4 protein-coding genes are annotated in these 6,000 nt (G+C 50.3%); 2 read left to right on the top strand and 2 right to left on the bottom strand.

All coding sequences use genetic code 11. The annotated features are described in order from the left end of the window. Positions 1 to 130: 130 nt before the first annotated feature. Positions 131 to 1,840: a sulfatase gene (locus tag AC6T8Q_RS17575; RefSeq protein WP_500680321.1), complete on the bottom strand. Its 1,710-nt coding sequence runs from the start codon at positions 1,838 to 1,840 to the stop codon at positions 131 to 133. A 143-nt stretch (positions 1,841 to 1,983) separates the two neighbouring features. Then, complete coding sequence (locus tag AC6T8Q_RS17570) at positions 1,984 to 3,513, bottom strand: hypothetical protein (RefSeq protein WP_500680320.1); 1,530 nt, start codon at positions 3,511 to 3,513, stop codon at positions 1,984 to 1,986. 465 nt (positions 3,514 to 3,978) lie between these two features. Between AC6T8Q_RS17570 and AC6T8Q_RS17565 the strand changes: the two genes are divergently transcribed. Continuing rightward, positions 3,979 to 4,863, top strand: a complete 885-nt coding sequence (locus AC6T8Q_RS17565; protein WP_500680319.1) for a sulfotransferase family protein — start codon at positions 3,979 to 3,981, stop codon at positions 4,861 to 4,863. Between the two features lie 105 nt (positions 4,864 to 4,968). Next, positions 4,969 to 5,982: a GDP-mannose 4,6-dehydratase gene (gmd, locus tag AC6T8Q_RS17560; RefSeq protein ID WP_500680318.1), complete on the top strand. Its 1,014-nt coding sequence runs from the start codon at positions 4,969 to 4,971 to the stop codon at positions 5,980 to 5,982. The last annotated feature ends 18 nt before the right edge of the window (positions 5,983 to 6,000 follow it).

Raw genomic sequence — 6,000 nt, 5'->3', positions numbered from 1 at the left:
GAAATCTTTTACAATCGTCAGCGGCTCCACCAGTCGCTCGACTACAAAACCCCAGAACAATTCGAAGCCGAAAACGCCCCGGCATTAGCGGCGTAGAAAAACTGGCCCGCCGCTGTCCGAAAGTCCTGGGCTATCGCAGGGTATCAAAACGAACCCACATTTCCATTGAGGTTGATCGATTAAAATCAGGTGTGCCAACATTGACCGTGTTTCGCCGATCACGGCGATCAGCTACCTGAAAATTCAACCTCTCTAGAACATGACTTCCCCCAAAATGATACGCATCCTCAGCTAAGCCAGGTTGGTAAGCTTCAGAGAACTGTACCTGAGGGCCATGATCGCCTGCGTTGGCGCGCCAAGTTTCCCGCCCTTGATATTTTAGATCATTCGTTGATCGCCAGTCTCCTGGCACGTTACCCTGGTGATCGGCATCCCAATCAATCATTACCGGAACTTTCACGTCATAGGCGAAAGAGGCATCGATTTGTTCCAAATAGTTATTCAACTTTGCCCGTAATTCAGCGACTTTGGCCGGCATGGAACTCGCTAAATTCGTACTTTCCGATATGTCCTTCGTGATATTGTAGAGATATTCTGCATCAGGACTTCCATGCTCACCATATTCCACAAAGAGTTTAAAATCGCCGTCACGAACAGCGGACGATGGCCTAACTCGATATCCAGTTCCCGGGGCAAAGTTTTGAGGCGAGTGCCAGTAGATTTCTCCACCCTCATGAAAATTACGAGCAATATGATCCATCCCTTCGGGCAGTGAACCGTCATTGAACAAGATGGGTGAAAAATCGCCTCCTTCGACATTGGCTGGAATAGAGCCAGAATATCCCGTCAAGCGAGCAATCGTGGTAAACAAGTCCGTCGTCGTTACGGGCACACCACTGAAACTTCCTTCTGCTATGCCAGGCCCACTAATAATAAATGGCACTCGTATTCCACCTTCCCTAAGTTCTGACTTACCCCTGTAAAGAGGTGAATTGCTGCTAGCTCGCGCAGGGGCTCCATTATCAGATGTATAAATGACATAGGTATTATCGCGTATGCCGAGTTGGTCGAGCTTGTCTAGCACCATGCCAAAAGATGTGTCGAGATCTTCAGTCATGGCCGCATAGGCAGGATCTTTATGTTTCGTCCCCGGAGGCAGCGCATCATACTTATCAAGAATTTCTGGACGAGCCTCAACTGGATCATGGACCGCAAAATGGGATAGTTGAAGAAAGAACGGCTTGTTATCTGCAACACTTTCTTCCATAAAAATCCCTGCCGAATTGGCAAGCTGAAAAACATCCTTCGGATCTTCTTCCGAGGGAGCGAACGGAGCTTTACGTTCGCTGGTCGTGTAACCCACATCTTCTGGGTCAAGACCCGTTACAGGATCTAGATGCCACTTGCCAATATGCGCCGTGACGTAATCGCTGTTGCTCTGTTCTAACAATTGTGGAAGAGTAAAAGCATCGGGCTGAAGAGGCTCAGCAGCTGGAGGGGTCAGAGGTTGTCGATCCTGATGTCCAGCCCAACGACTACTTCCTGGATAGGAAATCGGCAACTCCGTCATCTGCAACTGGGCGGGGCTTTGACCTGTTAGAATTGCCGCACGAGTCGGCGAACAAATATGGTGTGAAGAATAGCCGTTATAAAACCTCATCGCGTTAGCTGCGAATTCTTCGAGGCGCGGAGTTTGATAGAAATCGCTTTTTGAATTGGGAAGGTCCGGATGCATTTGCAACGAGGTCCCATTCCAAGCCTGATCGTCGGTCAAGACCAGAATGATATTCGGAGCCGAGGCAGCCCCAAGTTGATACGGCTGAACGAATACCGTCAGCACTACCAAAGCGTAACAAATGTAATGGGAAAATATTCGCCGCCTGCTATTCCCAACCGGTGAAGACCGCAAGTTACCCCCTGACTCTCCGACGCGGAGCGCCTAAGGTCTTGATCTACATCCGCCTAGAAAAAAGACGGTATCTATTATTTACGTCCAGGCCCTCTCTCGTGGTAAAGCGAGAATGCATAGACTAAAAATCCAACGAGAACCACAGAAGTTGGCTCGGGAATGGTCCGCCCTTGCAAAGTAGCCGTTTGTGACGCCAGCGGGGGGGCCGTCATGGCATAAGGAAAGTTCCATGACAGGCCATTCTCTGCTTCCCAGATCAGGTAATCCGCCTGATCGACAACGCCATCATGATTTGCATCCGTGCTTTCTAAAAAAGCATAAGACTGTTGCCATTGTTCTAGATCAAGGCTATCAACCACGTAGTCGCCATTTAAGTCTGCAGGATTACTCATAGCCGCCTGCTGCCAAAGCAAAAAATCTCGACCGTCTGTGTCGCCATCTCCGTCAACATCTCCTCCATCATCGACCCCATAAGAAGTTTGCCAAACGGGCAAGTCTTGGGCATTATATACGCCGTCGTGATTGAGATCGGCTATTGCAAGTTTTTCCGGAGTAAGTTGGGAATAAACATTCCTTTGCCAGTACAAAAAATCTCGACCGTCCGCATCTCCGTCGCCATCAGCATCATAGGGATTTGTAATCCCAAATGATGAGTGCCACCGGTCGAAATCGGCCTCGTCAACGACCAGGTTGCCATCAAAATCAGCCCGTAATGGCGGTGGCATCTCGACTCCCGAATAGAGATGTTTATCGAGAACGTCACGAATCGTTTCAAGAATTGCCGTTTTCTGGGCTTCGCTTGGTGCGGTTGGGCCTCCATAAAAATCGGCTGGGATATCGAGTCCTGTCGGATATTGCCCAAGTATGGTGGCAAAAGTCGTCGCACCAGCGACAAATCTGCCAGCCCCGTAAGTTAAATGCAGCCCGTCACGATACAACTGATTGACCGAACTAAGGCCTGGAATCTCACGGGCTCTCATCCGCACGTCGAGTTCATACAAAACTTCTCCCACGGGAATCATGTAGACATTGGCATCGGTTTCAGCTCGAACGCGTTCAATCAAATTATTGAAGTATTCACGCCGACGCGACATAGGAGTGTTTACGTTATCTGGCGACGGCCCATTCCATTGGTCTTGATATGAAGTACTACTTAGTTGCGGCCACGTTTGATAAATGTAAAAATTGGTATTTGCATTTGCTGGATTAGATTGCGTTAAATTGATTAACGACAATATGGATTCGACGTCTTGCCCTAATGTAGCTAAAGGACTGTTACTGTTGTGTAGTTGCAACGTCACGATGTCCCACGCATTGTTGGGCAAGGCTTGGGTATAGGTACCGAACTCGTTAGGCTCAACCGATACATCGGTCGGGTTGTCGAGAATATTTCGCAACGACGAACCACTGCGAATGTGATAGCCGACTTGGTGATCGAGACCACGGCTGGCCGCGAAAGCTTCCATGGCCTCGGGCTGACTATCGTAGGTCAGACTATTGCCAATATGATAAGACGTCGTCACCGCCAAAGCGTGCCCCTGGCTGTGTAAAACACACACAGCTACGGCCAATAGAAACACGAATTTTCTAGACAATGTGATCATGCTAAGAAAATTGGTTCTGGGTTAGTAAACTATGGCAGGTGGTTTTCTGTACGGTTCTGATCAGGCGAATGAATAGGATTAGCACAGATGTAATCGTTGCGATTAGTATGAACCTTTCTGAAGCAAGCAGCACTTTTGCCGCCAGCGTGTGATCTCGCCAAACGATTTAGCCCTGAACCGCCGCGATCATACCCCTCAACGGGTTCCCAATTGGCCCGGGAATCAAGATCTTGTTCCGTAAGTTCCGCATCAAAACCTAGACTGATTATATCCTTTGGCACCAAAAATTCAATCAATTTGCCTAGTCACGAATTACCAAGATGCGTCCCTAGAGGCCTTTTCAAAGGCAGCCCAACGGACTTTCAGTCGCTATGATCCGGTTAACCCTTACCCGAAGGGCGGGTCCAGGCCTAGTCTTAATTGGAAACTATAGATGCAGCGGGAATCGCCTGTTATCCTCGAAAGATGACCAGCGAACCCGTCAACTCTTTCCTCGAACGCCCAATCGTGGTGATTGGCTCTCCCCGCTCGGGGACAACCCTGCTCGGCAATCTGCTGGGTTCGCACACTCAGCTGGCACACCTGGAAGAGCCTCGGCTGACTTGGAAGTATGGTAACGACGACAAATCGGACATGCTACGGCCCGGGGATGCCCGGCCAGAAGTCTGCCAGCACATCCGCGCGACATTCGCCAAAGCGGTGCAAACCGCTGGGCGCCAACGCCTGATCGAAAAGACACCAAGCAATTCGTTGCGGATGGAATTTGTCGACCGCGTGTTGCCGGGCTGCCTGTTCATTCATACGATTCGTGATGGTGTGGAAACGGTCCTTTCGATCCGCCGCTTTTGGCAAGAGCATGCCCGAGGCGTTCCCAAAGACAAGCTGCTGGAACGACTCAAAGAAATTGATCTCAAGCGGGCTCCTTATTACTTCAAAGAGTTTGTGCGACGAGTCATGCCTCAGCAGCTCTCGGGACTAGTAGGCAAACCCGTCTGGGGACCACGCCTGCCGGGGATCGACGGCATGCTCGAACAACTTGAACTGCTGGAAGTCTGTAGCCTGCAATGGCGGATGTGCGTGGAGCAGGCTTGTCTCTATGGTCGCCAGCTTCCCTCGGACCGCTATCTGGAAGTTCGGCTCGAAGACATGTCTCCCGAGCTAGTTCAGCGAGTCTTGGAATTTTGTGGTCTGGAGATGACGTCGGAAGTCCAGCAGGGATTTCAAGAGATGTTTGATGCGGGGCTGACCACAAGGCGGAAAAGCAACGCCAACCCAGACGATTTGGCGACGATTCGCCGTTGGATCGAGCCAACCATGGTCTGGCTGGGCCAAGAATTGCCCCCCAATTAAGGCACGCCCTATCAATTGCTCATCGATAAATGATCTGGATAATAGAATAATTGCTGTATTGAGAATGACTCTACCCTTACAACTCCCAATATACCCATTCAATTTATGACCAAACGCGCATTAATAACCGGCATCACAGGCCAAGACGGTTCCTATTTGGCCGAACTGTTATTGGCCAAGAATTACGAAGTTCACGGACTGATTCGCCGTAGCAGTTCGTTCAATACGGGTCGGCTCGACACGGTGTATCAGGATCCTCACAGTTCCGGTACGCATTTATTTCTCCACTACGGCGATTTAACCGATGCGCAGAGCCTCACCAACCTGGCGCTAGACATTGAACCGGATGAAATCTACAACCTCGGCGCTCAAAGCCATGTGAGAGTCTCTTTTGATTCACCTGTCTACACCTTACAGGCAACGGGTGCGGGAACTTTGAACGTTCTCGAAGCAGCTCGCCAATTGAACAAGAAGAAGGAAGTGCGGGTTTATCAAGCCTCGTCGTCGGAGATGTTCGGTGAGGTTGTCGAAACTCCTCAAACGGAAAACACGCCTTTTCGTCCGCAGAGCCCCTATGCTTGCGCTAAGGTTTATGCCTTTCATCAGACGGTGAACTATCGCAAGTCTTATGGAATGTTCGCTTGCAACGGCATTCTCTTTAACCACGAATCTCCCCGTCGCGGCGAAACGTTTGTCACGCGTAAGATCACTCGAGCTGCAACTCGTATTAAGCTAGGCCTACAAGAGAAGCTCTATCTAGGCAATCTCGATGCCAAGCGCGACTGGGGTTATGCCAAGGATTACGTCGAAGCGATGTGGCTCATGCTGCAGCACGGTGAGCCCGAGGACTTTGTGATTGCCACCGGCCAAACGCAGTCCATTCGCGATTTTCTGGATTACTGCTTCGAAGCCTTGGATCTGGATTGGCATGAGTACGTCGAAATCGATCCCCGTTATTTCCGGCCGTCCGAAGTGGATCTGCTCTTGGGTGATTATTCAAAGGCCAAGCAGCTACTGAACTGGGAGCCAAAGACCACCTGCAAGCAACTCGCTGAGATCATGATTGCCGCGGACTTGGAACTCGCCGAACGAGAAGCCAGCCTAGCCGCGAGTCGATAAATTTTTGCACACAATGGG

Origin of the sequence: Bythopirellula sp., from assembly GCF_041737835.1 — a bacterium.
GTDB lineage: Bacteria > Planctomycetota > Planctomycetia > Pirellulales > Lacipirellulaceae > Bythopirellula.
The sequence above is the reverse complement of the archived record's forward strand: the minus strand, read 5'-3'. Positions and strand labels throughout refer to the sequence as shown.

Excerpts from the sequence above, each read along its gene's own strand:
- AC6T8Q_RS17570 (WP_500680320.1), bottom strand. The coding sequence starts at position 3,513 with ATGATCACATTGTCTAGAAAATTCGTGTTTCTATTGGCCGTAGCTGTG.
- AC6T8Q_RS17565 (WP_500680319.1), top strand. The coding sequence starts at position 3,979 with ATGACCAGCGAACCCGTCAACTCTTTCCTCGAACGCCCAATCGTGGTG.
- gmd (WP_500680318.1), top strand. The coding sequence starts at position 4,969 with ATGACCAAACGCGCATTAATAACCGGCATCACAGGCCAAGACGGTTCC.